This window comes from Herbidospora galbida (assembly GCF_005233835.1).
In the GTDB taxonomy this organism is placed as follows: domain Bacteria; phylum Actinomycetota; class Actinomycetes; order Streptosporangiales; family Streptosporangiaceae; genus Herbidospora; species Herbidospora galbida.
Genome location: NZ_SZQA01000033.1, coordinates 40,050 through 63,688 on the forward strand (window position 1 = coordinate 40,050; position 23,639 = coordinate 63,688).

At 61.8% G+C, this 23,639-nt stretch carries 33 protein-coding genes and 14 tRNA genes; 8 read left to right on the forward strand and 39 right to left on the reverse strand.

Going from position 1 to position 23,639, the window contains the following annotated elements:
* Positions 1-64 precede the first annotated feature (64 nt).
* From FDA94_RS28820 to FDA94_RS28835, 4 genes are all read left to right on the forward strand, one after another.
* Entirely contained in the window at positions 65-1,135 is a 1,071-nt protein-coding gene (locus tag FDA94_RS28820) for a hypothetical protein (protein ID WP_137250222.1), read from the forward strand.
* A gap of 17 nt (positions 1,136-1,152) precedes the next feature.
* Positions 1,153-1,920 carry a hypothetical protein gene (locus FDA94_RS28825; RefSeq protein WP_137250223.1) on the forward strand — a complete coding sequence of 256 codons (768 nt, stop codon included), beginning with the start codon at positions 1,153-1,155 and terminating at the stop codon, positions 1,918-1,920.
* Positions 1,921-2,062: 142 nt separating this feature from the next.
* On the forward strand, positions 2,063-2,338 hold the full coding sequence (locus FDA94_RS28830) for a hypothetical protein (protein ID WP_137250224.1): 276 nt from the start codon (positions 2,063-2,065) through the stop codon (positions 2,336-2,338).
* Positions 2,339-2,430: 92 nt separating this feature from the next.
* On the forward strand, positions 2,431-3,417 hold the full coding sequence (locus FDA94_RS28835; protein ID WP_170991166.1) for a tyrosine-type recombinase/integrase: 987 nt from the start codon (positions 2,431-2,433) through the stop codon (positions 3,415-3,417).
* A 267-nt stretch (positions 3,418-3,684) separates the two neighbouring features.
* Here FDA94_RS28835 and FDA94_RS28840 read toward each other — a convergent pair whose 3' ends face one another.
* The 4 genes from FDA94_RS28840 to FDA94_RS28855 are packed head-to-tail and all read right to left on the reverse strand — an operon-like array spanning position 3,685 to position 7,869.
* Entirely contained in the window at positions 3,685-5,148 is a 1,464-nt protein-coding gene (locus FDA94_RS28840; RefSeq protein WP_137250226.1) for a hypothetical protein, read from the reverse strand.
* Positions 5,145-6,437, reverse strand: a complete 1,293-nt coding sequence (locus tag FDA94_RS28845; RefSeq protein WP_137250227.1) for a hypothetical protein — start codon at positions 6,435-6,437, stop codon at positions 5,145-5,147. Before FDA94_RS28845 ends, FDA94_RS28840 begins: the two co-directional genes overlap by 4 nt.
* Positions 6,434-6,889: a hypothetical protein gene (locus FDA94_RS28850; protein WP_137250228.1), complete on the reverse strand. Its 456-nt coding sequence runs from the start codon at positions 6,887-6,889 to the stop codon at positions 6,434-6,436. Before FDA94_RS28850 ends, FDA94_RS28845 begins: the two co-directional genes overlap by 4 nt.
* Positions 6,886-7,869: a hypothetical protein gene (locus FDA94_RS28855; protein WP_137250229.1), complete on the reverse strand. Its 984-nt coding sequence runs from the start codon at positions 7,867-7,869 to the stop codon at positions 6,886-6,888. Before FDA94_RS28855 ends, FDA94_RS28850 begins: the two co-directional genes overlap by 4 nt.
* Before the next feature lie 378 nt (positions 7,870-8,247).
* Between FDA94_RS28855 and FDA94_RS28860 the strand changes: the two genes are divergently transcribed.
* From FDA94_RS28860 to FDA94_RS28875, 4 genes are read left to right on the forward strand one after another with little or no spacing between them, the layout of a single operon-like run.
* Positions 8,248-8,526: a hypothetical protein gene (locus FDA94_RS28860; protein WP_137250230.1), complete on the forward strand. Its 279-nt coding sequence runs from the start codon at positions 8,248-8,250 to the stop codon at positions 8,524-8,526.
* A complete protein-coding gene (locus FDA94_RS28865) occupies positions 8,523-9,254 on the forward strand; it encodes a hypothetical protein (protein ID WP_137250231.1) in 732 nt (243 codons plus the stop codon). The genes FDA94_RS28860 and FDA94_RS28865 overlap by 4 nt, the downstream gene beginning before the upstream one ends.
* Before the next feature lie 14 nt (positions 9,255-9,268).
* On the forward strand, positions 9,269-9,598 hold the full coding sequence (locus FDA94_RS28870; protein WP_137250232.1) for a hypothetical protein: 330 nt from the start codon (positions 9,269-9,271) through the stop codon (positions 9,596-9,598).
* A 2-nt stretch (positions 9,599-9,600) separates the two neighbouring features.
* Positions 9,601-9,903, forward strand: a complete 303-nt coding sequence (locus tag FDA94_RS28875; protein WP_137250233.1) for a hypothetical protein — start codon at positions 9,601-9,603, stop codon at positions 9,901-9,903.
* Positions 9,904-10,044: 141 nt separating this feature from the next.
* Here the strand turns inward: FDA94_RS28875 and FDA94_RS28880 are convergent.
* The 35 genes from FDA94_RS28880 to FDA94_RS29045 all read right to left on the reverse strand — a co-directional run bounded on the left by FDA94_RS28880 (position 10,045) and on the right by FDA94_RS29045 (position 23,637).
* A tRNA-Leu gene (locus tag FDA94_RS28880) sits at positions 10,045-10,118 on the reverse strand.
* Positions 10,119-10,122: 4 nt separating this feature from the next.
* Positions 10,123-10,194 (reverse strand) — tRNA-Gln (locus FDA94_RS28885).
* Between the two features lies 1 nt (position 10,195).
* Positions 10,196-10,271, reverse strand: a tRNA-Asn gene (locus tag FDA94_RS28890).
* A 5-nt stretch (positions 10,272-10,276) separates the two neighbouring features.
* Positions 10,277-10,350, reverse strand: a tRNA-Leu gene (locus FDA94_RS28895).
* Position 10,351: 1 nt separating this feature from the next.
* Positions 10,352-10,426 (reverse strand) — tRNA-Lys (locus FDA94_RS28900).
* A gap of 118 nt (positions 10,427-10,544) precedes the next feature.
* Positions 10,545-10,615, reverse strand: a tRNA-Pro gene (locus FDA94_RS28905).
* A gap of 2 nt (positions 10,616-10,617) precedes the next feature.
* Positions 10,618-10,693: transfer RNA gene (locus FDA94_RS28910), tRNA-Glu, on the reverse strand.
* 1 nt (position 10,694) lies between these two features.
* Positions 10,695-10,770, reverse strand: a tRNA-Gly gene (locus FDA94_RS28915).
* Position 10,771: 1 nt separating this feature from the next.
* Positions 10,772-10,848, reverse strand: a tRNA-Thr gene (locus tag FDA94_RS28920).
* Between the two features lies 1 nt (position 10,849).
* Positions 10,850-10,922 (reverse strand) — tRNA-Phe (locus tag FDA94_RS28925).
* 1 nt (position 10,923) lies between these two features.
* A tRNA-Asp gene (locus tag FDA94_RS28930) sits at positions 10,924-10,996 on the reverse strand.
* A 1-nt stretch (position 10,997) separates the two neighbouring features.
* A tRNA-Met gene (locus FDA94_RS28935) sits at positions 10,998-11,075 on the reverse strand.
* A 1-nt stretch (position 11,076) separates the two neighbouring features.
* A tRNA-His gene (locus FDA94_RS28940) sits at positions 11,077-11,148 on the reverse strand.
* 2 nt (positions 11,149-11,150) lie between these two features.
* Positions 11,151-11,225, reverse strand: a tRNA-Cys gene (locus FDA94_RS28945).
* Between the two features lie 60 nt (positions 11,226-11,285).
* Complete coding sequence (locus tag FDA94_RS28950; RefSeq protein WP_212735557.1) at positions 11,286-11,618, reverse strand: DUF2829 domain-containing protein; 333 nt, start codon at positions 11,616-11,618, stop codon at positions 11,286-11,288.
* On the reverse strand, positions 11,618-11,956 hold the full coding sequence (locus FDA94_RS28955) for a hypothetical protein (RefSeq protein ID WP_137250234.1): 339 nt from the start codon (positions 11,954-11,956) through the stop codon (positions 11,618-11,620). The genes FDA94_RS28950 and FDA94_RS28955 overlap by 1 nt, the downstream gene beginning before the upstream one ends.
* Before the next feature lie 10 nt (positions 11,957-11,966).
* Positions 11,967-12,488, reverse strand: coding sequence for a hypothetical protein (locus tag FDA94_RS28960; protein ID WP_137250235.1), 522 nt, complete (start codon positions 12,486-12,488; stop codon positions 11,967-11,969).
* Complete coding sequence (locus FDA94_RS28965) at positions 12,485-13,294, reverse strand: C40 family peptidase (protein ID WP_170991167.1); 810 nt, start codon at positions 13,292-13,294, stop codon at positions 12,485-12,487. The genes FDA94_RS28960 and FDA94_RS28965 overlap by 4 nt, the downstream gene beginning before the upstream one ends.
* Before the next feature lie 300 nt (positions 13,295-13,594).
* The gene (locus FDA94_RS28970; RefSeq protein ID WP_137250237.1) at positions 13,595-14,098 is read right to left on the reverse strand and encodes a hypothetical protein; all 504 of its coding nucleotides are present in this window, start codon (positions 14,096-14,098) and stop codon (positions 13,595-13,597) included.
* Positions 14,099-14,322: 224 nt separating this feature from the next.
* The gene (locus tag FDA94_RS28975) at positions 14,323-14,634 is read right to left on the reverse strand and encodes a hypothetical protein (RefSeq protein ID WP_137250238.1); all 312 of its coding nucleotides are present in this window, start codon (positions 14,632-14,634) and stop codon (positions 14,323-14,325) included.
* 50 nt (positions 14,635-14,684) lie between these two features.
* The gene (locus FDA94_RS28980; RefSeq protein WP_281286643.1) at positions 14,685-14,966 is read right to left on the reverse strand and encodes a stage V sporulation protein S; all 282 of its coding nucleotides are present in this window, start codon (positions 14,964-14,966) and stop codon (positions 14,685-14,687) included.
* A gap of 76 nt (positions 14,967-15,042) precedes the next feature.
* Complete coding sequence (locus FDA94_RS28985; RefSeq protein ID WP_137250239.1) at positions 15,043-15,639, reverse strand: RuvC family protein; 597 nt, start codon at positions 15,637-15,639, stop codon at positions 15,043-15,045.
* Positions 15,636-16,343 (reverse strand): nucleoside/nucleotide kinase family protein, encoded by a 708-nt coding sequence (locus tag FDA94_RS28990; RefSeq protein ID WP_137250240.1) that lies wholly within the window; start codon positions 16,341-16,343, stop codon positions 15,636-15,638. Before FDA94_RS28990 ends, FDA94_RS28985 begins: the two co-directional genes overlap by 4 nt.
* Positions 16,340-16,612, reverse strand: a complete 273-nt coding sequence (locus FDA94_RS28995) for a hypothetical protein (protein ID WP_137250241.1) — start codon at positions 16,610-16,612, stop codon at positions 16,340-16,342. Before FDA94_RS28995 ends, FDA94_RS28990 begins: the two co-directional genes overlap by 4 nt.
* Positions 16,613-16,635: 23 nt before the next feature.
* Complete coding sequence (thyX, locus tag FDA94_RS29000) at positions 16,636-17,814, reverse strand: FAD-dependent thymidylate synthase (protein WP_212735558.1); 1,179 nt, start codon at positions 17,812-17,814, stop codon at positions 16,636-16,638.
* On the reverse strand, positions 17,802-18,323 hold the full coding sequence (locus tag FDA94_RS29005; protein ID WP_137250242.1) for a hypothetical protein: 522 nt from the start codon (positions 18,321-18,323) through the stop codon (positions 17,802-17,804). The genes thyX and FDA94_RS29005 overlap by 13 nt, the downstream gene beginning before the upstream one ends.
* Positions 18,208-19,254: a PD-(D/E)XK nuclease family protein gene (locus FDA94_RS29010; protein WP_137250243.1), complete on the reverse strand. Its 1,047-nt coding sequence runs from the start codon at positions 19,252-19,254 to the stop codon at positions 18,208-18,210. The genes FDA94_RS29005 and FDA94_RS29010 overlap by 116 nt, the downstream gene beginning before the upstream one ends.
* The gene (locus FDA94_RS41600; RefSeq protein WP_137250244.1) at positions 19,236-19,568 is read right to left on the reverse strand and encodes a WhiB family transcriptional regulator; all 333 of its coding nucleotides are present in this window, start codon (positions 19,566-19,568) and stop codon (positions 19,236-19,238) included. Before FDA94_RS41600 ends, FDA94_RS29010 begins: the two co-directional genes overlap by 19 nt.
* On the reverse strand, positions 19,568-19,882 hold the full coding sequence (locus tag FDA94_RS29020; protein ID WP_137250245.1) for a hypothetical protein: 315 nt from the start codon (positions 19,880-19,882) through the stop codon (positions 19,568-19,570). Before FDA94_RS29020 ends, FDA94_RS41600 begins: the two co-directional genes overlap by 1 nt.
* Positions 19,882-20,058 carry a hypothetical protein gene (locus tag FDA94_RS39505; RefSeq protein ID WP_170991169.1) on the reverse strand — a complete coding sequence of 59 codons (177 nt, stop codon included), beginning with the start codon at positions 20,056-20,058 and terminating at the stop codon, positions 19,882-19,884. Before FDA94_RS39505 ends, FDA94_RS29020 begins: the two co-directional genes overlap by 1 nt.
* Position 20,059: 1 nt before the next feature.
* Positions 20,060-20,644, reverse strand: a complete 585-nt coding sequence (locus tag FDA94_RS29025) for an RNA ligase family protein (RefSeq protein WP_137250246.1) — start codon at positions 20,642-20,644, stop codon at positions 20,060-20,062.
* The gene (locus tag FDA94_RS29030; protein ID WP_137250247.1) at positions 20,644-21,549 is read right to left on the reverse strand and encodes a phosphatase domain-containing protein; all 906 of its coding nucleotides are present in this window, start codon (positions 21,547-21,549) and stop codon (positions 20,644-20,646) included. The genes FDA94_RS29025 and FDA94_RS29030 overlap by 1 nt, the downstream gene beginning before the upstream one ends.
* Positions 21,546-22,229 (reverse strand): nucleotidyltransferase domain-containing protein, encoded by a 684-nt coding sequence (locus tag FDA94_RS29035; protein ID WP_137250248.1) that lies wholly within the window; start codon positions 22,227-22,229, stop codon positions 21,546-21,548. The genes FDA94_RS29030 and FDA94_RS29035 overlap by 4 nt, the downstream gene beginning before the upstream one ends.
* A complete protein-coding gene (locus FDA94_RS29040) occupies positions 22,226-23,419 on the reverse strand; it encodes an RNA ligase (RefSeq protein ID WP_137250249.1) in 1,194 nt (397 codons plus the stop codon). Before FDA94_RS29040 ends, FDA94_RS29035 begins: the two co-directional genes overlap by 4 nt.
* A complete protein-coding gene (locus tag FDA94_RS29045; protein WP_137250250.1) occupies positions 23,416-23,637 on the reverse strand; it encodes a hypothetical protein in 222 nt (73 codons plus the stop codon). Before FDA94_RS29045 ends, FDA94_RS29040 begins: the two co-directional genes overlap by 4 nt.
* Positions 23,638-23,639: the final 2 nt, after the last annotated feature.

Below are 23,639 nucleotides of genomic sequence, written 5' to 3' on the forward strand. Positions count from 1 at the left end.
CTCCCGGGGCTTCGGTCCCGGGACACAGTAGAGGGATTCAGCCGGAATTTCGAAGGGAGGCATTGTGCGTGATTTAGCGCTGGCAGCTGCCGAAGCGCGGCATGAACTGATTGTGCAGTACGGCTCCAGAGATGGCGTCTTGGACATGATGTCTCAGACGGGGGAATTCGTCACCAAGGGTGGCAAGGTCTACATCATGCGGGAGGCGTACGAGGCTGCCGAAAGGCTGGCGAAGGCTTATCTCCAGCATTTGTCGCTGGCTCAGCTGGTAGTCATCGATGATGACGTGTGCCAGCTTCTTGATCTGGCTGCGGGATCTATGCCCGATCAAGTACTGAACAGGCAGATGCCACTCTTCCCGTACGGGTTCGCCTGGTTCGCTGATCCGCTGATCGGGCGCGACATCATCGTCATGGACGTCGAGAAGGAGGTTCCTGTTCGAGGAACAATCCCCCTTGAGGCGATGTCCTGGTCTTACATCAACGGTGATCACCTGATTACCGCCGCGACCGACTGTGGCCCTTCCATGGTGCTCACGACCTATGCGAGAAGGTCGGCCGTTGAGGCGATTCTGGATTCGGTTCCTGGCGCGAATACTCCGGTTGATGAGTACGCGGATGGTCTTCAGAGCGTGTCCACAACCGTCTGGTCGTTCGGTACGCCGACCGGGACTGCGTTCGGGAAGCGTCTTTCTGAGCTAAGCCACAATTTGACTATCGAGGAGCTGAGGGAGTCCGACATGGCCTTCACTCAGCGCCTGGCAGCAGCCATCTGGGCGCTTGGAAAGCAGCCGATCACCAGCACTGAAGAGGAAGTGCTGCCGCGTCACATGCGACGGCGGGCAGCACGAATCGGCGTGACGGAATCCGAACGCCCCGTACAGATTCTCAAGCTTCGACAAAAGATGCCTGCGAAGGGTCCACGAACAGAGGGCAAACGCCACGTCGACTGGAAATCGCGCTGGCCGGTCAGCCTGCACTGGCGCAAACCGCGCGAAAACCAGAAGATTCAGGAGCCGACACTGATCTGGCCTTACATCAAGGGGCCGGAGGGTCTACCCATCAAGGGCTCTAGAAGGACTTTCGTACTGGACAACCCAGACGGCCTGACATTAGAAGATCTCAACGCAGAATGAGTAGAAAGGTAGTTTCGGTGACCGATCCGAAAGATAATCCGACCCACGATAAGGACGTCGTCGTCCCCGTGGTCATGTCCAGCCGGGACTTCGAACTCCTGACCATGCAGTCCACACTGTGGGCGACGAGTTACGAGGACACGTGGGCTGATCAGATCGAAGATGGTCGCTTCGAGGTCGTGATGGCTGAGGGGGAGGAGCCGCAGGCGCATTGGGAGACGGCCTTCTGGGTCGAGAACAACTGGGCCAATGTGCTGCTCGCCAAGTCGTGGCTGGCAGCCAACGGGTACGGCTATGAGGTCCTGGGGGACCTCAGGGATATCGACGAGGGGCATGCGCCGTTCGTCATCCTGTCGGACTTTGTGCCGGAGATCTGGCGCGAGGACCTGGCAAAGGTCAAGTCGGATCCGGTGCAACAGTTCAAGGTCACCTACGTTCTCATCGACGGCCGAGAGAAAGCTCATGGAGTTCGCCGCCAGACCATCGAGGCCAAGGAATCGAAAGTCCCCTCGACGTTCTGGGATCAGTCGGACGAAACTCCAAACTCGGCTCGGCTCGTGGCGTGGCAGCCGGTCACGGACGGTGCTTTCCCTAGCGACCAGGATGTCTTCCAGATCGCCTTCTCCTTCAAACAGGGCGGTCAGTTCGCGTGCGGGCATCCGAAGGTGAGTCATCTGTGGATGCTCGGCGACAATCCTGACGACGCCCTGGGAGCCTTCTGGCAGAAGGTGCGTACGGATCCGGCGCATGTCGAGATCCATGAGGTTTCTCGTGTCGGCGCCTAGTGCGCGGCAAGCGCCGAAGACTGCTGATGACGTACGCCGGGTGCTGAACCAGCTTGTCGAGGATGCGCCGGAACGGACGGACTTCCGGCCGCCTGGCGCCTTGAGTGCTCGCTACGTAGACAACTCACGGCCTCACTCATTAGTGGGGCGCATCCTCCATTCGCTGGGTGTCTCGATCTCGACTCTGCGGCAGCTCGACCGCGAGCGAGAGGGCAACGACGTGACGCTGGTGGAGTCGAGGCACGCGATCAAGAACCACTTCACGCGGAGCGCCTGGCTGCTGCTGGTGCATCTCCAGCGGCTCAGCGACCAGGGCCTCAGGTGGGTCAACATCAAGGACGAGGCGCTCCAGCAGTTACCTGCCTCGGTCGGCGCCTCGACCATCGCGATCACGAGGCCGTGGCTGGTCGAGCCGTAGCAATCGTGATCTAAGGGACATACCCTGAGCGCCCCCTGACCATATATGGTCAGGGGGCGCTTGGTTTTTCACAGATGCTGAGGAGGCTTCTGATGAGCGACCTTGCCGTTGTGACGGAACCCGGGATCAGGATCACCGCGAGTCCGGCGCGGCTGTACCTCGCCAACCTGAACACCTACCAGTCCAGGCGGACCATGGAGGGGTGTCTTGAGGCGCTGGTGCGGATCTTCTCCGATGGCCAGCCGGTCGTGTACACGATCGATGACTTCCCGTGGGCTGATCTGGGTTACCAGGAGACCACGGCGGTGCGGGCTCGTCTGATCGAGCTCGGCCTGAGTCCCTCGACGGTGAACAAGTACCTGTCGGCACTGAGAGGAGTTTTGAAACAAGTCACGCTTCTCAATCCGAAGTCGCCTCAGGTCGCGGTGATCTCGGCGGCCCGTGAGGTCAAGAGCCTCCCGGTCAAGAAGCTCCCGGTCGGCCGTTACGTGCCGGTCGAGGAGATGGCGCTGCTGCTGGGGTCGTTCCTCGCTGAAAAGCGCCGGAAGGCTGTGCGAGATCTCGCTCTGGTCTCTCTGCTGTACGCGACAGGGGCGCGAGCAGCCGAGGGCGCCGGTATCGAGCTCGACGACTACGACCCTGCGACCGGCCACTTGCTGATTAATGGCAAGGGCGGCAAGGAGCGTGAGGTTCGTCTCCATCCGACCGCTATGGAGTACGTCGGCACGTGGCTGGAATTGCGCGGGGACATGCCTGGGGCATTGTTCCCGCAGGTGACCTACCACGGTGCCGTGGAGCTCTCCAGAGGCCGCGCTTTGGCATTCACGGGTCAGACGACCTGGGATATCGTGTCGAAGCGCAGCAGGCGTCTGGGCATCTACATGACGCCTCACGATATTCGGCGGACGCGGATCAGCGACTTGTTCTTCCAGGGGGTTGACCCGGCGCTGATTATGAAGATCGTCGGTCACGACGACTTCAAGACGCTGATGGGTTACGACATGAGGCCGTTCGAAGCGGCGGCCGAGGCGATGGCGCAGCAGATCTGGGTCACGCCGATTCTGCCGATCGCGGCTTAGGGGAGAAGTGGACAAGGAAGAAGGTGAGCCAGCCGTGGAACCGGATGATGAAGTCCACGGCTGTGGCCCGCAAGGCTGTCCAGAGTGCTACCGCAAATGGGAAGCATCCATCTACACGAAACGTGCAGTAAAGGAAAGCAGTACAGATGAAGGCTGTTAAGGCGGCTTTAGCGATCTGAGACGCAAAAAGGCCCACTGTCTGACCCTTGTTTCGGCAAGGACGGACAGTGGGCCTTTTTGTGTTTCGGAGTCTTTCCGCGCGGAATTTCAGGCGGCGTATTTGATATCCTCGCCGACCACTTCGCCGTCGACGATACCGAGCTGTGCGGCCACGTCCTCGTCGCGGACGGGTTCGATCGCGCGGGTGGCGGCGGCGGCCTTCTCGCCGAACATACGGCTGAAGTAGCCTGCCTCGGCCGTGGCGCTCGGCATATCGCCCTCGATGGTGATCTTGAAGGTGCTGCGGGCCTTGAGCATTCGCTGGAGCCGGTCGATCTCCGCGCTCACGTTCGGGTCGGGGTATCCGCCACCTGCGACTTCTTCGGTGAATCGGCCGTAGAGGACACGCTGGGTCTGTATTTCGATAAGGACGTCCTGGATCCGCGTGAGCTGTTCCTTGGTGCGCGCCGACACCGGGAGGTCGAAAGCGCATGTGCTGTCCGGCTCGTACTCGGGGCACTTCTCGCGCAGGAAGCAGGTGTCGCACTGGCGTTGCGATTCCGCTCGGTTGGAGATGAGCGGAAGCGGCTGGAAGGTCTTGTTGCCGTCCTCGTCGAATGTCGAGATTTCCCGTGTTTCGACGCCGATTCCGGGGAGCAGACGGGTCTTCTCGCGACGCTTGAGAGCGACGACATTTCCGTGTTCCGGCGCCGTCGTATCAAACGACTCAGAGGCGTTTTCCGTGTTAGCGCGTTGCGGGCTTTTCGGGGGTGTATTTGATACACCGTTGATGCTGTTCATGTATTGGGTCCAGCTCCAGATGGAGAGCTTGAGGACCTCGGTCGTGTCGTCGGCGTTGATGAGCTCTGGGTCGAGGCCGAGGTCGAGGAAGAGGGCGCGATGGCGGGTTCGGGCCTGGTCCTTGTACTTGCGGGGGTAGCGCTTCAACTCTCCGGCGGCCCACACGATCGTGTCTCCGTACTGGCTGGGGCTTAGCCAGCTGGTCGAGGAGATCGACGACCAGGGGAGCGCGGCGATCGTCGTCGGCTTGGTCATGGCCAGGCCGTGAAGCTGTGTGTGGGCGGCGAGGGTGCGCAGCCTGTGCGTGATGTCCTGGCCATTGACGACCGTCGCGGTGACGCCGACACGCTGATGCTGCTCGGCGAGCTCGTAGAGCTTGTCCAGGCCGTCTTCGGGATGCCACACCGGCATGAACCGGTCCCCGGCGATCTGACGGAGGTTGGCGCTGGTTTGAGGCACGGAAGGAACGTCGAAATCGACGACGATCTGTAGGTCGCCGACGTTCTTGGTGACGAAGTCGGTGTAGCCGATGGCGAGGTCGAGGACCTGCTGCTCGGTGTAGGCGTCGGGGTTCTTCCGGATGGTGTAGCCGCCGGAGTCGAGCAGGACCATGGTTTCGGCCGAGTATTTGTCAGCAACCAGCCAGGGCTTCTTGAAGGTGACGCGGCGGGCCAGGCCGAGGTAGCTGAGCGCCTGGTGGCGCACTCCCTGGTCAGTCAAGAGAGTGCGCCACGCGTTGAGTTCGGTGCCGCTGTAGTACAGGTCGGTCACGGAGTAGTGCCTCGGCGCTGCTTGATCCGGGCCGAATCTTCCTCGCGGGTCGGGATGCGCTCGCCTGGCAGACGGTCCATGCTGCGCTGGGCGACGGAGCGCTTGTCCCAAGACGCCCGCGCGGAAACGTGTTCGTGGTTCTCTGACGCGGGGACGTAGACGCCACGTGGCGAGTCGGTGGCTCGGGGGAGTGGACGGATGTTCCCTGCACGTCCCTGTGGCGCAGGCGCCGGGCTGGCGCTCTTCGCGGCAGCAGGCTGATTGACCTGTGGTGCCTGTACAGCTGCTGGGGTGGCGGCTGGCGCGGCCGAGGCGGCGACAGGCGGAGGCGAGGCGGACGGCGCGGCCTTGGCGACCGAGGGCTTCCGCTGGGCCCGCGCAGGTGCGGCCTTGGTCGTCGCTGGTGCGGCTGGCGGAGTGGCTGCGGGCGTATCGGTGTAGTTGGAGGGGTCGGTGAGGAAGGCCATCGCGCCCGCGATACCACTTGCTGGTGGGGTTTTCTTGGGTGTTCTGGCTGGTGTGGGGGCTGGTGCGGCTGTCTGAGGAACGGAGGCTGGCGTGGCGACATTGCCCGCACGAGCTCGGCTGGCTGGCGCCTTGGGGGCGGCGGCCGGTGGGTTGTACGGCTGGCCGTATGGCGAGTCGTACCAGTCGGGGAGGTGGGCGCCCGGCTTGGGTACGCTCATGCCGGAGTCGACCCGATCCCAGTGGTGCCTAATCTTCTGCCGGTTGGCTTCGTCCGCCAGGCGCATGCTCTGCTGGTGTGTGTCGACCTCTCGCTGACGATCCTGGTTGTCCCAGGCCGTCAGGTTGCTCCGGCGGTAGTTCTCGCCGACGACCTTTCCTCGCGCGGCGCCTTCCTCTTTGGCGTACGCCGCCTTACCGGCGGCCGAGGCCGCGTCGTCGCCGATCCGCTTCTTGGCCGCCTCGTCGACATCGGACATGTCTCTGTGTAGAGCCAGCTTCACCTTCGAGGCCCTGGTGGCTTCGTTGATACGCTCGTCAGTCCGGGCTACCGCCTCTCGGCGGTTGGCGTTGTAGCGGGAGTCGTTGCGGTAGTCGGTGATGGCCTTCTGGCGGTCGTGCCGGGCGATCTCCTTACCGAGCTGTGTATCGGTGGCAACCTTGTGGCGGCGGTCCCACTCGGCGTTGCGCCGTTCGAACTCGGTGTTCCGCTGGCGGTTCTGAATGGTGGTGTCGACGACGCGGGCCAACACGTCGAACATGCCGGTGCGGCTGCCGCTGCTTTGGTTGATCGCGGCAGAGATATTGCTGAACTGGATACTCACGAGTCCTCGATCTCGTCTGGCAAATGGGCAAGCGCACGGTCGTGATCGGCTTCGATCGCCGCGACGAGCTCGGCCCACTGAGGTGCTGGGGGGAGGGGTGTGTAGGCGCGGGGGTTGATCCACAGCAGGTGGGATTGGCCGATGCTGAACAGCGGATGGGCCAAGCTGGGATCCCCGATGACGACGAGGTCGAGGGCTCCGGTAGCGCGCAAGGTGCGGATCTGCTGAAGCCGGTCAATGTCCGGCGTGGGGTTGTAGGTGACGTTCGCGTGGCGGTGGAAGCCTTCACGAGTCAGCCAACTAGTCGTGAAACTCTTGTCGTGGTCGGCAAGGATGGTGACCCGGTAGTTGTTGACGAGGGCGTTGTAGAGGGCCTTGCCGTCGTCGTCGGGCAAGCCAGTGAGGGTGTCCCGGAGGATGCCGTCGAGGACGAGCGCGATGTGTCGGCTCATGTGGTTGCTCCGTGTGTGAGTTGGGCCGAAATCCGTGAAGCGGCGGCGTCCGGGAGGATGTGGCCGTAGACGTTGCGCTGGTACATGGCGTTCGCGTCGGCGCCGATTTTGGTGATCTTCTGGAGTGCGCCGACGACGCCGTTGGCCTTGTGGCTCTGCCACCTGTAGTTGTGCCAGTCGCCGTAGCCCTGGCCGCCCTCGGCGAAGGCGTTGCGGCGGCCGAGATGGATACCCTCGTACAGGCTCTCGGCCTGGGCGACGGCGAGCTTGGCGATCGACAAGGCGTTGGTCCAGGCGCCGGAGCCGGGGACGGCTCGGCTGGCCTGAGTCGCGGCAGTGTTGTAGCGGTCGACGACGTCCTGGGCGAAGCGCTGCTCGCGGACGATCTGGGATCGCCAGTCGGCCGGGTAGAGCTTGGCCGGGTCGTGCGGCAACTTCGGCGGCCGAACGGTCCAGGTGTCAGAGATCAGGTCGTACGCGGCGTACGGGTGGATTGTTCGGATGTCAGTGGAGTTCTGGTTGAGGTAGTAAGTGACCTCGTAGGATTGGCCGTGGAAACGCGTCAGCGCGGTTTGCGGCCACAGGTGGTCGCGCAGCTCGGTGTTGATCACCGTGGCGATGTCGGCGTTGTCCATGTCGCTGAAGACCGGATTGAGCTTGCGCAGCTGAACCCAATCGGCGCCGAGCAGAACGTCGAGGTCACCGTTTCCACGGCTGGCCGACCATTGGTAGGTGATACCCGAACCGGCCAACCAGCAGCGAGCCCAGGAATGAGGGGCGTGCCAGCGGGTTGCCATGAAGGCGAAGAGAGTGCTAACCAGGTGTACCCGGACGTCACCCTTGAGCCTGTCACCGTTGAAGAGGTGAGGGTCAAGAGTTTTCTCAGGGGCCGAGAAATAGCCGGAAGCTCCCGTTTCGATTCGAATGGGGTCGTGCCCCATCGACTTGCGGAGATAGAAATTCGCGGCGCTTTCTGGCATAACTCCAGAATATCGTCGCTGTGATCAGTAATCAGAATGCTAGTGAATCAGCACCGGAAAGGGCTGTCAATAGATGCTCACGACCACCGTTATCGTCGCGCTAGTCGTCCTCTGGACCTCGATTGCGTTTTGGCACGCACACCTGAGCCTCGTGGATTCGAAGAAGCTACAAGCCGCAGACCCGTTAACTCTCTGCGATACCTGCCGAAAGCATCGACGGGACACATACCCCCTTACCAAGATGTCGCCGACATTCGTCGCCCTATGGTTTTATCTCACGAGCATCTTCGTATGGTGGGTCGATGCGGTCCCTAGGGCCATCGAATACATGCGAGGAATACCGCAACACTCATGTGGTCGTAGCAGGAGGAGGAGCTCATGAAGATCAAACAGCGTAAGACCAAGCACCCTGCCGCCTATGACCTCGTCACTGAGGATGGGGATGTCTGGTACTGCTTTCAATTCGCCTACGAAGGTCTGATCAATCGTGGTGACCGGAAGGACGTTCCCACCTGGTACTGGGATCACCGCCGTGAGATCGATCTGTATGACTTCTGGCATCTCATGCGTCCTGATGGCAAGTGGGAGAAGTCTTTCACGCACCTCTCCAAGGCGAAGCAGTACCTGGCCGAAAAACTAGGAGGACAAGCGAAGTGACCACCGAAAAGCGAGCAGAAGAGATTGGTAAGGTCCTCGCCGCCCACATCGAAAAGCTGTCGGCGGACCCGATGCAGCTGCTTTCGAAGCAGGATGCCCTCAGGAGGGTAGCCCGGAGGTACAAGGCGAGGATGCACGAAGTGGAGACCCCTCTCTACGACGCCGTCTACTACGGGCACCTGGTCATGCTTCAAAGTGCGGTGCAGGGGCGCCATCTCTCACGCCTCCGCCGCCACCCAAAGCCGGAAATCCATCGATTCCAGTGGGACGGCTTGGTGGACGACGAAAACGACGCTCCAAAAAACGCTGACTTCATCCTGGATAGCACCGGGTACATTCATCGGGGAAAGGAGACCCGACTAACTTATGATCTTCCAGACGGGCATGTTCATGCCGACGAAGACTCCGTGTGGGTCACCACTCCCGCAAGGTTCCAAGAGATCCTTCAGGCTCTCCGTGAGATGGGCTGGGATCGATCGGTCCGTCAGGGTGCTGAGCGGCTTACTCGCAATGCCTTGATCGAAGCCCTCAGCGACGACATCGATCAGATTGCCGGACTGCTGTGGCTGGCGGGCATCAAGAATCCGGGGTCGGTGTGGGTATGGGCCAACGAAAAGGGAGTTCAGGTGGATCTCAGCACGAAGGGTGAAGAGCAGATTCGCGCTCTCGCCGAGATCCTGCGTAAGGCCGGAATTCCGACCGACACCAACTGGCGTAAGTTCGTCTAGGAGGCCCGACATGGATGGGTTGGAACTTCCGCCGCTTGAAGGAAAGGAGAATCGAAATGGATTTCACGGATCTTGAAACATCTCTCCAGATGGAGAAGGTCAAGTACACCAAGGAAGAACTCAGGGACGGCACTCAGCTCACGGTGCCCGCGCGAGACGACGTGGACATCATCATCACGGCGTACGACCGGCACGCAGAGGAAGGGCTGAAGTACCACATCGCCTGCTTCTGGGACGGCGGGGTGGAAGCGGTACCAGTAGCGATCATGAGCAATGTGAAGATGCTGGCCCGCTACGTGAGCAGCCTGATCGACGACGACACCCTCGACCACTGGATGGACTAGCCATGGAAACTGACTACAAACCCGGCGACGAGCCGATTCCCATCGGCTCTGTCGTCGAGTACTTCGGCAGTCCAAGCCCTGGTCGATATCGGGTCGACGACCACGCCGACCCGGCCAAGCATCCCTTCCCTCAAGTCTTCAGGGAAACGGACATGGACAAGGCCTATCCGGACAGGACTGCCTACCATCTGTGGCCAGTTGGAGTACCACACAAGATAGGTAATCGACACCGCTCGGTTAGCTGGGTGCGGCGCACGTCCTTCACCGTGATCTCACGGCCGACAAAAAGCAGCAGCACTTCTTGAGATGTAAAAGCCCCCTCTCCAGCCAATTGGCTGGAGAGGGGGCTTTTTGTGTTTCTGGCGTACGGCGCCAACGCAGTGATCGCCATCGTGCTGTACCTTTTGTCCGGCTCAAGGGACAGAAAGGTGAGTCGAACTATACAGTACCGACGCAGGGACTTGAACCCTGAACCTCCCGATTTTGAGTCGGGCACCTCTGCCAGTTGGGCTACGTCGGCCGGGCTCCCCATGGAGGGTTCGAACCTCCATTACCAGAGCCAAAATCTGGCGTCCTGCCGATTGGACGAACGGGGAATGGCTGACCATCCTGGACTCGAACCAGGGATGGGCGGATTAACAGTCCGCTGCTCTGCCAGCTGAGCTAATGGTCATTGCGTGCCGGTGCGAGGACTCGAACCCCGACTGGCCCGATCCTAAGTCAGGTGCCTCTTCCAATTGGGCTACACCGGCGTGCCGACACAGGGACTCGAACCCCGGACCCGCGCGATTAAAAGTCGGCTGCTCTAACCAGCTGAGCTATGTCGGCAAATTTTGTGGCGCAGAAACCTATTGAGAATGCTTCCCCTCAGGGGGCCTCGACACGATTTCTACCTACTGCGCATCAGTTAAAGGTGTCATAAGCCTACTCAAGTAAGTCGAACACGTACCGACGCGGGGATTCGAACCCCGATTTTCCTGACCCCATGCCAGGCGCCTCTACCATTGGGCACATCGGAGTACCGCCAGCGGGAATCGAACCCGCGCCTTCGAGATTGAAAGTCTCGCGACCCTAACCAACAGAGTCCATGGCGGCTTGGAGCCGTAGGGGGGATTCGAACCCCCAACATGCTGCTTGGAAGGCAGCCACTCTACCAATTGAGTTACTACAGCTTGGAGCCGGGACGGGGATTTGAACCCCGAACCTGCCGCTTACAAGGCGGCTGCTCTATCCAGTTGAGCTATCCCGGCGTGCCAACGCGAGGAATCGAACCTCGGACCTGTCCCTTTTCAGGGGACCGCTCTTCCATCTGAGCTACGATGACGCACTAGCGACGGGACTTGAACCCTCATCAATCTCATCGACAATGAGCCTCCCAGCCAATTGGGCGACGCTAGCTTGGTTGCGGGTGCCGGATTTGAACCGGCGATCCCGGACTTATGAGGCCCGTGAGGACTCCGAACTCCTCTAACCCGCAGTGTGAACGAGCGGAATCGAACCGCCTCAAAGGGAGTCACATTCCCTTGTGCTAACCATTACACCACATTCACCATGGATAGTCGGCGGGATTCGAACCCGCGTTTCCGCTTTTGCAGAGCGGCGTTCTTGGCCTCTGAACTAGCGACTACGTAAAACTTAGCAGGCGTCGATCATCCGACGCATCTGATTTACGGCGAGGTATCGATACCTAGTCGACGACGTACCAGTCCTCTTCCAGGAGGTCGGTCTGGGAGACGACCCAGGGGACGAACGAACCGTCCGCCGTCCGCATCATGAGGTAGGACCTGAAGACACAGACGGTGCCCTCGGCGAGGCCTGTGGCCTCGGCCGTGTTCTTGTTGATGGCGATGCCGTCCGGGTAGCCGTTCTGGTGGACGATGAACATGTTCACGCCGTTCCAGCCCTCGCGGGCCAGCTTCTCGCCGTCCTTGAGGTACTGAAGAGCTTCGCTGAAGGTCAGCTGGATTCGATCGTCGCAGCCGCAGGAGCAGGCTTCTTGGATCCACTCGTCGTCTTCCATCAGGAGCCCCTCAGGCCGGTCGCGGCGAGGATCTGGGCGTTGCGCTGCTGCTCGGCGGCGGCCTGGGCGGCGCGGATCATGATCGCATGGGTTGTCATGGCGATCTCCTGGGCTTGGATCCGGCCGATGCCGATGTGCATGGAGGACAGGACCTCTTCTGGGGTGACGTCGCGCTCGGTGATGATGGCGTTGGAGTCGAGCAGGCGCCGGTCGGAAGTGGTGACGGCGTGACCGTCGTGGTCGATGTAGGTGACGTAGGCGGTTCTGGCGACGACGGGACCGTGGTCGCCGGTGCCGAGGTCGCTCTGACCGAGGTCAGTTGCGCCGGAGGCGTTCAAGTTCGTGTTCCTAGTTGGTGTAGTCGTATGTGCCAGCTGCGGCGCGTTGGCGCTGCATGACGATCGAGTGGTAGGGGCAGAAATCGCACAGGAAGGTGTTGGAGACTGGCCGGGTCGATAGCCCGGCTTCCTTGCGCAATTCCTTGGTGTCGGGGATGAGCTTCTTGCGGTCGGATCGGTAATCGCCGCAGTTCTTTGTCCGGCCGTGGTATTTCCAGCAGGAGTGGGCGTCGGCCGAGAATGTGTTGCGGGTGTCGTAGAACTTCGTGCCGAGTCCGTCGCTACCGCCCGCTGCCATTACCTTGTTGGCCTCGTCGAGAATGGCCTTGCGGTAGGTGGGGTTTTCCCACTCGCTCTTGGCGATGATCCCGAGCGGCAGGGCGGCGATGTGTGTCTGTCCGCTCTCGGTGGTGTGCCGGGAGGAGATCAGGTATTCGAGTGTGGTGTCGTATTCGGCGGGACCGTCGTAAAAGGGGAGTTCATCGACGGTCCCGCAGGTGCCACAGAAAAGAAGCCGGATTTTCTCGCTCATAGGGTGAGAGCCGCCCAGGTGATGATTCCGGCTTCGCCGTCCGCGACGATTCCGGCCTTCGTCTGGAAGTCGATGACGGCCTGCTTGGTCTTGGCTCCGTAGATGCCGTCGACGGTGAGCTTGGCTCCGGCGGTGTTCAGCAGCTGCTGGAGCTGCTTGATCTTGAGCTGGTCGTCGGGGTTGGTGCCGGAGTGGTTGCGCGGGTCGTCGGACTTGATGCCGAACCAGTGGTCGGGCGCCAGCGGGAACTTCGGCCGGGTGCTGCCGGGCTTGGTCGGCTTGGATGGCGTGGTCGGTGCCGGGGTCGCCTTGGTGGCCCAGCGTGGGTAGCCGAAGCCGACGAAGACGTTGTCGTACCTGGCGCAGACGGTGACCTTGTTGGAGATGTTGCCGTCAATGGTGACGACGCGGCCTTGCTTGTCGCGGCCGAGGACGACGCCGACGTGGTCGACTCCCGCGACGGTGTCGGTGCGCTGGTAGTCGACGAAGGCGATGCTGCCCCGGGTGGCGGTGTTGCCGAGGCGGCCGTTGCTGGCGAACCATCGGGCGTGGGATGGCGTCCAGGCGAAGCAGCCGACCTGTGCGAGCGCGGCTTCGGCGGCGTCCAGGCCGCCCTTCTTGCGTCCGGCTTCCCAGGCGGCCCAGCCGGTGAACACGTCGCACCAGGCGGCCTTGTCGAATCCGCTGTCCTTGACGCGGTCGCCGTACCAGATGCCGTAGGTGCTGGCGCCGTTCTTTTCGCCCTTGCCTTCTTGTGAGAGAAGGACGGCGATGTATTCCTCGGCGGTGATGATCAGGTCGCTCACCGGATCTCCTCGAACTCCGGGAGCTCTACGAGCTCGACCTCGGCGAGGCTGGCGGGCTGCGGACCGTCTTCGGGGCGGATGGCTCCGCCTACGGGTGGGGTGGGGTAGCTCACGTGCGAAGTCCTGATGGGTTAGCGGAGGGATTCGGCGCGGCGGGCGGCGCGGAATTCGGGCGCGGTGGGGGCCGAGACGTTTCCGCCGCGATCTGGGGTGTCTGTGCGGACGCCCTTTTCGGTCATTCCCTTGCGGAGGTCCGCGTTCATTGACCGTGGGGCTGGTAGAGCCATGGGGGGTCTCCTGTTAGCGCCAGGAAGGCAGTAGCTTGCGTGCCTGCCCGGCTGCGATATTGAGGGGTTCGCTCGATCGGACGCCGTATTTGACGGCGAGGTCGGTGAGCTCTTCAGGGGACATGTCGATGTTCTTGCCGTCATTCACCAGACGTTCGGCCGGAATTCCCTTGGGCGCGAAGCGCTTCCCTTGGGCTTGGAGCCGAAGTGAGGTCTGCGGGTTGAAATCTTCAGGCCATGAATAGTCCTCGGATGGGACTCGTTCGCCGACGTGGACTCCACGCTGGTAGCTGCGCTTGTTGAGGCTTTGCTTGACCGCGTTGAGCAGCCGGTCTTCGCGCCGCGATCGGACGGTGCCGAGATATCCGTCTGGGTATTCGGCGTATGGCGCCGCGTTTCCTGTGCGGCGGGCGTCCAGTTGGTTTCGCCACGGCACGACCGGGACATTGGGGGAGCTGCCGATCGTGCCGGGCTGGCCTTGGGGGGCGTTGTAGGACCAGTCGCTGTATCCGGGCATGACGTCCTACAGGGAGACGGTGGTGGGGTTCCGTCGCGGTTCGTTGTCGACGGCGACCGGTTGGCGGTCTTGGGTTGCTCGGTTGGCCAGGGCTCCGCCGACAAAGGCTCCGTAACGGCCTGCTGTCCCTGCGCTCGCGGCGCTGGCGCCCAGCTCGGTGGCAGCGCCGCGAGCGACGGCGCTACCGGCGGCGCGGGCGGCGACGCCCAGCAGGAGGGGGAGCATTAGTTGCCTCCGCCGAGCCGACGCCGGGCGTCGAGGAACTCGCCGGTTCCCTTGGCGCTGGGGACGCGCCGGGTGTTGCGGAGATTGGCCGAGGCGGCTGGGTCCTCCATGGGGGCCCATCGCGAGCTCGGGGCGTAGCAGGCGCCCAGGCGCTCGTTGACGTTCCGCTTGTGGCCGCCGGTGAGGTCGACCATGGCCGAGCCCTTAGGCCCGCCCTTGGGGCGAGAGGCAGTCGAGGGCTTGCCGGAGGTGTTGGTGGCCGTCGCGTGAGCGGTGCCGACCTTCGGGAACGTGGTTGTGGTCTTGTCCACTGGGTTTCCTTTATTGTGGCCGGGGCCGAATTAAGTCCAGTGGCGCGTGTTTAGTAAAAGACTTGGAAGACGAGGCCGGTTACTTCGCCGTCGTCCATTTGGATGATGGTGAATGCCGGTCGGAAGGTGAGCGAAAGTCCTCGTGGGCCGACGTAGCCTTGTGCGATGGCCATGGCCTTGCAGGTCTGGTTGACCGCTCCGGCGCCGATGGCGCGGATGAAGACTTCCTTGCCCTCGTAGATGGCGTGGCTGATGGCCGATGCCAGCTTTGGTGCGTCGCTTTTGCCTGAGACCTTCAAAAGCATGGTGTTTGAGGCGGTCTCGGTATCCAATGGTTCCCCTAATTACGTGTCTAGTTCCGGTAGTTTTCCGGGTTCTATTTCACGTTAAGGGAATTGCGTCCTGAGTTTATAATGCCGGGACCGGTATGGATGATTTCCAGTGCGCGGGGAGGTCCGTGTGCTTGGTCAGGCCCTGAATAACCTTGAATTCCTCGGGAAGATCGCTTCTTCCCCTATGTAAGTCACAGGCCATTCGTGCCAACACGTAGGCGTCTGCCTCGTTGTCATTCTTTGTGACGAATCCCCACTTTTCCTTGCAGAACTTCATCACCTTCTTCTTGTCGGCGTTTCCCTTACCGGTCGCGTACTGTTTCAGTTCGCTTGGGCTGACGATCGTCGGATATCCGGCCTGACTGGTGTAATAGCTCAGCAGGCGCAGCCGTACGGCGGCCGATATCTCCCCGACTTCCTCGCGGCGGAAAGCCCGTCCTCGCGCATACCCTTCCATTGCGATGTGCATGACCGATGCCGGGGGGTGAATTCCACCCCAGCGGCCGAAGAGCTCGTCGAGCCATTCCTGCACGGCGATCAGGCGTCCCACACCCTTACCGAACTTGGCTGGCGGGAAGGCCTTGCGGTGGACCGCCGGAGCTTCTCCAGGTGCGTAGGCGACTACCGCGAACCCGGAGAAGCTCTGGTCGATGCCGATGTACCGGCCGATCACTGCTCTCCTGAGAGGTGCTTCCAGGCCCCTCGCTGCGCAGATGCCATCGCCGCGACCGCTCCGGGAGAGTAGTTGGTTCCCATGACCTTGGCCGCGACCTTGAGCGCGCTCTCCTTCTCGATCTGGTTGGCACGGTCGCGCCAGTGCCTCTCTGCCCGATCGACCAGTTCAGCCGCGACCTTAGGCATGCCCTCAAGGGAACACTCACTGAGGTCGATCACGATGTCGGGCACCCAGTCGGCTGCCTTCTCAGAGATGTGCTGGTTGACCGGCCCGACACCTTCGCGGATGACATGAACGGACACGACATGGGAGTGTGCGTCGACCAGGGCCTTGAGCTCGTTGGGATAGCGCAGGTCGGTGATGACGACCTTCTCCCGGTTGTTGGCGATCTTGAGGGGCTGTGTGAGCCACACGTCCTGGTCGATGACCGTGCGTGCGCCTTCGCCGAGATCTTGGAGCAGTTTGCGGACCTCGGGGAACATGCGCTTGGCCAGGTCCCAGCCCAGCTCATAGACCACTTCATTGAGGTGGATCGACTTGCCGTCCGCGTCCTCGATGACCCGTGGGTTCACGGCCTTGGCGAGCTCGCGAACCTGATTGGCGAAAGCGATGCGGTGGTATCCGTGCTGGAGCTTCAGCAGGGAGGCGAGGGTGTCCTTTCCGACGCCTCCGTAGCCGTAGAGCGCGAGGACCTTGCTCAAGCCGTGACCTTGACGATGTTGTTCCAGCGCCGGATGGTGACGGTCTTTCCGAGCAGCTGGGGGAACTCAGGGGCGATCACCCGGAGATCGACGAGGTAGCTGTGTCGCCAGTGGGTCTGGACGATGCGGACGACCTTGCCGACGAGCTGCTCGGTGGTGTTGCCGACGCGGAAGGGGAAGACGACGGTGTCCCCCTCGGTCACGACCTTGCCGAAGATGTCGGTGAGACGAATCTCGATAGCCGGGGTGACCGTCTGAATGGTGGTCATTTGTTGTTCTCCGTGTAGGGGATTCAGGCGGAACGACGGATCGTGTCGTTTCCGAATGGCTGGTTGGGAAAGTCGCTGAAGCTGTTGGGGGCGACCCGGCGGAGGATTGTGAGGAGTTCTCCGGCGAGTTCCCGGATTTCCGCGTCGGCGGCGATGTGGTAGCGCTTGGTCAGCACTTCGCGCCAGGCCCGGAGATTTCCGGTGACGACCATGGAGACCGGCTGAGAATTGAGCAGGACGCTGCGGGCGGCCTCGCGGATTTCCTTCTTGGTGAGCTTGTCGCCGTCCGCCTGCCGCGCCATGAGCGCGGTGATGATCTCCTCGTAGTCGCCGATGGAGGCCTTGTGTGCGCAGATCAGGACGTCCGTGATGGCGGGGTACTTACGCAGCAGCGGAGGGATGACCGGTTCACCTTCGTCTTGAGGGACGTAGCGCTGGCTCTCGACACTGAGTGACAGGTGCCGGTGGCGGGAGAGTTCGGCCAGGAGGCTCCGGGAGACGCCGGTGATCAGGAACGTCGCGCTGGCGTGTTCTAGAACACTGAAGTGTTGGTGGTCGATCACATTGCGCAGGTATCCGGCGTTGGTTGCCGTCTCCGGGTTGGGCTTCGACCAGCTCTGGTAGCACGTGCGACCGGCGTACTCGGCCAGGATGTCAGCGTCCATGTAGCCGACGTTGGTCGGGTCGTCCTGGTGGTCGAGCTTGTCGTACACCTCGGCCGAGACGAAGGTCCAGGCGATCAGCTGCACCCGCGAGGGGGTCTCGTCGACGGTGACGGTGCTGGCCTGCGGAGGCGGAGGGAAGACGGTGTCCTCGGAGACGATCGTCAGCTTGGGCCGTGGGATGCAGCAGCCATCACAGTCGTGCTCCTGCCACTGGTCGGCGTCGCTGTACTGGTCGATGAAGTAGGCGAGGCTGTCAGGGTCGGTGTGGGCCTGGTTGTGCTGGCAGATCCGGTAGCCGAGGTAATGCCGGTCGCTCCGGAAGACCAGCGGCCACTCGATCATGTGATGGTTGGACGGGTTGTGCAGGACGCAGATCTCTCCGGCGCCGCGAATGGTGTTTCCGCACACGAGAGCGCTGTGGGTGCGGAGGACCTTGTCGTCCCCGAGGGAGTGGTGTTCAGTCTGGCGTGCGGCGAGCTTCCGCAGTTCGTCTTCGAACTCCTGGAAGAGGTCACTGGTGGCGATCATGTTGTCCATCGATGTCTCCGGTTGAGGTCGGGTGTGTCAGTGCGGCGGGTGAGCTCGCGGGAGAGGTAGGCGGCCCGGCCGGAAGCCGATTTCGCGATGGGCTCGATCAACTTCCGCAGGGCGTAGCACTCGGTCTGGAGTGCGGTGGCCTCGGCTACGAGAGGGTCGTCGGCCGCTCCGGCTTTGAGCGCCGTGGCGGTCTTGCCGGTGCCCTTGACGATCGCGGCGGCGCGGCGGCGGCCGAGCTCTTCCTGAACCCACTGCTCGCGGATTTCCGCGAGGGCGAGCTGTCCGCTGGCGTACTCGCTCCAGGCGATCATTTGCTGATAAAGCGACATCAGCTCCGGGCCGTCGAGCTCGGTGACGTCGTCGGGGAGGCCGGGGAGTGATTCGGCTGGCCGGTCAGGTGGGGCGATCCCGCTCCGGCGCAGCTGGCTGACGGTCGCGTCGACGAAGTCTTCGAGTTCCGTCTTGAGGGTGGGCTTGGAGGTCAGTGACCTGCGGTGCAGGGTTCGCATCAGGTTCGGGCCAGCAGGTGGAGAGGAAATGGCATGAGGTACATGCCTTGGAGGTGAAGACGTGGGCGCGGTCCGGTGGCGGGGCGTCGTGGTGGATCGCGTTGAAGATCTGGGTGGCCTTGTTCAGCAGATCGTCGAGAATTAACCGGGTCGCTTTATCGAGGCGAAGGCTGAATTCCTTTGTTTGCTGATTGGCCTTGAACTCGTACAGGAAGACGATCCTGCTGACCTCGTAGCCGAGCTGCTGTGCCATCCACAGGTAGATGGCCCCCTGCTTTACGTGTGAGGGAAGTGGCGCCTCTAGCTGCCGCCAAATCTCGTCGAGGTCTGGGATCTTCTTACCGTCCGGCCTTTCGGCCGTGTATTTCCGCACCAACGATGGTGCGTCGATCCGGATGGTCCCAAGCCCGATGCTCTTGATCTCGATCAGACAGTGTTTGCTGGGGACGAATCCGTCTGTGTGGCCTGCGATCAAATGTGAGTCTTCGGCCGATAGCGGAAGCTCCGCATACTCAAAGGTGCGGGTTTCACAGAACGGGCACCAATGGGGTTCGGGGCCGACTTCTGTGGTGACGATGCACTTACATACCAAGCAGCGCCAATGGCCGGACAATAGACCAAGCTCGGCGAGCCAACCCTGCCACTTGCTGTGGATCGAATGACCTTCGGCGAAGATGTTCTCCGTGACCCACGAGTGGACCTCCGGCGGGATTGTTTCGCCGCGTCGAACTGCGTCGATGCGGTAGTAGGTCTGCCGGGGGCACCAGTCGTCGTGGGCCATTTCGGAGGGGTGAATGATGTCCTGGCGCCGGTCGTCGGGGAGGCTGGCCTTGTGCTGAACGTGACCGACGATCGTGCCCAGGAGAACCGTGGGCTGCTTGGTCGCGGCGGCGATCTCCGCGAGTGAGCCGGTCAGTTTAACGTTGGCCATTGCCATTCCGATCGGGGCGCCAGGTCCGGCCGGAGCCGGTATCGGTGTTTGACTTCCTGGCGCATTGCGTGTCGTTCTTCGGGGGTCTTTCCACCCCATACGCCGTCGCTTTCGTTGTTGACGGCGGCGTATTCGAGGCATTTATCGCGGGTCGGGCAGACCACGCCGTCCCAAGTGCCGTTGCAGATGTCAACGCAGTCCTGCTCGTCGGCTGGCGTGAACCAGGGGTCACAGTCGCGTCGAGGTTCGAACTTGATGCACTTGGCTCCCCGGGCTATCCAATCGGGGGCGTGCAGGCGTAGGTGCATGACCATTACTGAGGGTCTTCCTCCAAATCGAGTTCGGCGATGAAATCCTCTTCGGCGAGGAGGATCCAGTTGCGTCCGCCGATTTCGATTCCGAAGAGCATCGTCCGTCCGTCGAGGAGTGCGTGCTTTTCGGCTTGGAGTAGTTCGTCTTTGGTGATGCGGTAGCTCTTGGCGCCGGTGGTTTTGTATTCGATGCTGAACTTTTTGCTGCGGACGTCATTTTTTCTCCGCCACTGGTTCCCGCTTCCGGCGTTCACGGTGCCGCCGAAGAGCTTGGCACCGCGTTTCTCCTGTCGGCGGGAATCCTTGTAGCCACTCATTAAGGGACGAGTGCCATGGTGTACTTCGCGGAGTGCCAGCGGCCGGAGGTGAAGACGCCGAGGAGCTCGTCCTTCTCGCCAAGAATGTGCAGGGTGCCTATGTTGACCACCTCGAACCTTTCTCCGATGAAGAGATCGTGGCTGCCACCGGGCAGGTCAACCTTGATTACGCGCATTTCATGCCGCCAATGCTGTGGTGTCGTCGATGACGTGGGCGTCGGGGGTTTTGTCGAGGATGACTTTGTAGATGCGTCGGTCTGCTCGTCCGAAGATGCAGATGCCTTCCGGCTTGTCGAAACCCGGTGCCGCAACTGATCCATCACGACGCAGATTTTCAAGTGCAGAAGCCACAGCACGGTCGCTCCAGATGCCGTCGTAGAGTTTGGGGACGACGCCCAGCTCCGGGAGAGGGCTGTCGAACTCCAGAAAGCCGAATCTATCGACATTGAAAAGCGAGAAGCGCTTGTCGCCGTTCTTGAGACCGTAGCCTCGCTGGATTCCGTTTCCCCACCATTCTCCGAAATGGTGGCCGGGGCCGAGGACTTCGATCAGGGTTTCGTAGTTCTGTTCGACCCAGCGGGCGAAGCCGTGGTTGTCGGCGTCGGGGGTGATGAGCCTCTTACGGGACTGTGCGCCTACCTGCCCGTCGTCGGTGATAATGACGGCGGCATTTGTTCCGTCGAGCTTCTCGGTGATGCAATAGCCCTTGGGGTCGTACAGCCGGGGGGTTTTCGGCCAGGGCAAGAAGGTGATGTTGTCCATTAGAAGTTTCCTTCGGCGACCTGGAAGCAGGTCAATCCGAGCGTGCGCCACATCTGAACAACTTGATCGCGGTCGTCGAATACGCCGAGGATGTTGTAGTGGTTGCGGATTTCGTTGTCGAAGATTTCGGACTTGACGATCCAATCGGTCCGGAAATCTCCGTGCTTTCGCATGTGAAGGGCGATGGGTTCGAAGTCGAGGTGCTCGACGAGCCAGGTCCAGGTTTCGCGCTGGCAGGAGTCGTCTCGGCCGGAGACGAAGATCAGGTCGTTGCCGGTGCGGTAGAGGTCGTTGAGGACCCTGATCACCGGCCAGTTGGGGCGGTCCTCGACGACGCGGGTCATGTCGAAGGGGCTCCGGTCGCCGCGTAGGGCCACGGTGCCGTCGATGTCGACGATGTAGGCCTGCGGCTTGGACTCGTCGGCGAGGTAGTAGTGGAGTAGGTCAGGGGCCGGTTCCCACGGCAGCTCCGGCACGGGGAGCGGGGAGCCCTTACCGCGCACGTAGCGGTCGTGGTAGTCGCGGATGGTGGGTCCGCCGACCGGATTCGGCCGGGCGGCGTCACGGGCGATGCAGACCTCAAGGGGGATGTGAGTGAGGTCGACGATCCTGACTTCGGCCTTGTGCCGCTTGGCCAGGGCCTTGAGCTCGCGGACGGTGCGGGAGGGGAGGTTGGTGTCGTCGACGACGACGCTGACGCCGCGTCCAAGCAGGTCGGAGATGATGGCGTCGCGGAGGAAGATGACGCGGCGCTCCACGTCGCCGTGGTAGCCGGAGTGGGCCATGGCGCGGATGTCGTCGCGATTGACGCGGGCTCGGTGCTGAACGTCTTCCGAGACCCAGCCGTGGGCCCAGGTGGACTTGCCGGAGCCTTGGATGCCTCGGAGGATAACGAGAGTGATCATTCGGGCTTGAGCATTCTGGTTCGGGTGCGGATTAGCCATTGCTCTACGAGCGCGGCGTCCGGCTGTTGTGGAATGGCCGGGGTTGCGGTGTCGAAAATGTCGCGAGCGCGGGCGATGAGGTATTCCGCCTTGACGATCTGCCCACTGGCGATGTCTTCGCCGAATTGCAGGTAGTTCTCCGGGTTCTTCAGCCGGACGGGAAGAAAACCGGTGGTGTAGAGCGTGGTTCCTTGATGGACCAGGCGCATGAGGTGCCTGGCGTGTTTGGCGGTTCTCTTGCGGGTATCGGCGCTGAATGAGCCGTCACCGCGACGCTTCAGCTTGTTGAACTGCTGGACGGCGTAGCCGAGATAGGCGTCACGGACGCGTTCCGCAGAGAGGAATGCTGTGCGAATGTCAATCAGCTCTTGGCCGAGTTCGGTCTTCTCGGTGTAGAGGTCATCGGGCAGCCACATGAGTTCTTGGAGTGTGGGGTTGCCGTTGAGGGCCAGGCCGACGTATTTACGGACCTCATGGATGGTGCAGTCGAGATCTGTGGCGTTGATCGTCGCCGGAGGCGAGCTGAGGCCGAAAAACGTGCTGGGGTGTGCGGCGTAGACGCCGAGGTAGTCCAGATCGCTGTCCGGCCCTGCCAGGCCGTAGGCCGTGGAGCCGACGACACCCTTAAGCAGAATGTTCATTCGGTGCTAGCCCACGCGCGGCTGGCAGGCGGGTAAACGGCCTTCCAGCAGTACGGGAGGAGGTTCTTGTCGTCGAGGGAGGCGAAAATCCCGGCCTTGTGCGGGTGGTCCTTGATCTCCTCGGCGATCTCGGCTCGGGTCTTTCCGGAGCCGAAGTATCCGGCCTCGACATCGTCGATTTCGTCCCAGACGGCGAACATCTGCGCTTGCAGGCTCCTGGCGGTGTCGCACAGCCAGTCGGAGAAGTCCTTCGGCATACTCTGCACGAAGATCTCCAGCCAGTTGGGGCCGGTCGCGAGAATCCCTGCTGCGCGCTTGGGGTCGATTCCGAGTTTCGATCCCCAGTGCTTGGGGTCGTGGATGATGTGCTGGCAGGAATTGACGGCCAGATACTCCCAGATGACTCGCGGATTGGTCCGGGTGACAATCCGATGTTTTGCGACGTAGTCCTGCTGCTTGATCTTCACCTGCTGATTGGAGAAGAGGTCGAGCACGACCACTCCTTCAGCGTTTTGCCGGTCGACGAGCGCGAGGGCGTCAGCGAAGGTGTCGGCCGGAAGTGTGGCGGCTACAGGTCCGGTCCACTCGGGGATGGCTTCTTGGCTGAAGATCAGGCCGCTGAAGTTGGCGACCGCGCCGAGAAGGATCAGGTCGTCCAGCGCCCCGTAGTCGACGACGATGCGGTTCTGCGGGTAAACGATTTCCACCAGGACGGTAACCCCGTCCGGAGGCCGGAAAGTCGGGTACTTCTCCCGCAGAACCTTCGTCGCGTGGATAGCCTGGGCGGAGACGAAGCTGCCTCGGGTGGCGATGTATGTTTCGCCTTCCCAGACATAGATAACGCCTAACGAGCCGTCGAGCTTATCCGTGACACGCACAGTGTTCGCAGGATGAATGCTCGGGGCGTGCGCCTCGTTGTGGTTGAAGAACTTGGGGAAGGGCCGGGCGATAACTCGACCGGTGTTGTCGATGATGAGTCCCCTAGACGCGCGAACCGCCGGGCTCCACGCAGCGTCCTGCACCGCCTTCTCGGTGTAGTTGAAAATGGCCAGAGGAAATTCGGGGTGGTAGCTGACTCTCACATAGCCTTGGCTGATGGCCTCGACGAGCTCGTCGAGCTTGACGACCTTGTTCTGGTAGGTCTCCAGCAGCTCAGTGACGTGTGCGAGCTCGGTAATCTGCATGGTCATCGCTTGGTGCTCTTCGGGGGGCTGTAGGGGATCGGCTTGGGGTTCGGGTAGGCGGTTCGGGGTCGAGGGGGGATGTATCGGGTGACGTTCTTACCGGGGTCCGGGATTTTGATCTCGATCTGCACCGGCCGGTTACGCCAGGTCCCCATGTTGTGTATGGCGTTGTAGGCGATCAGGCCGAAGACGATGAGAACCGCGATGACGATGGTGATTTCCATGA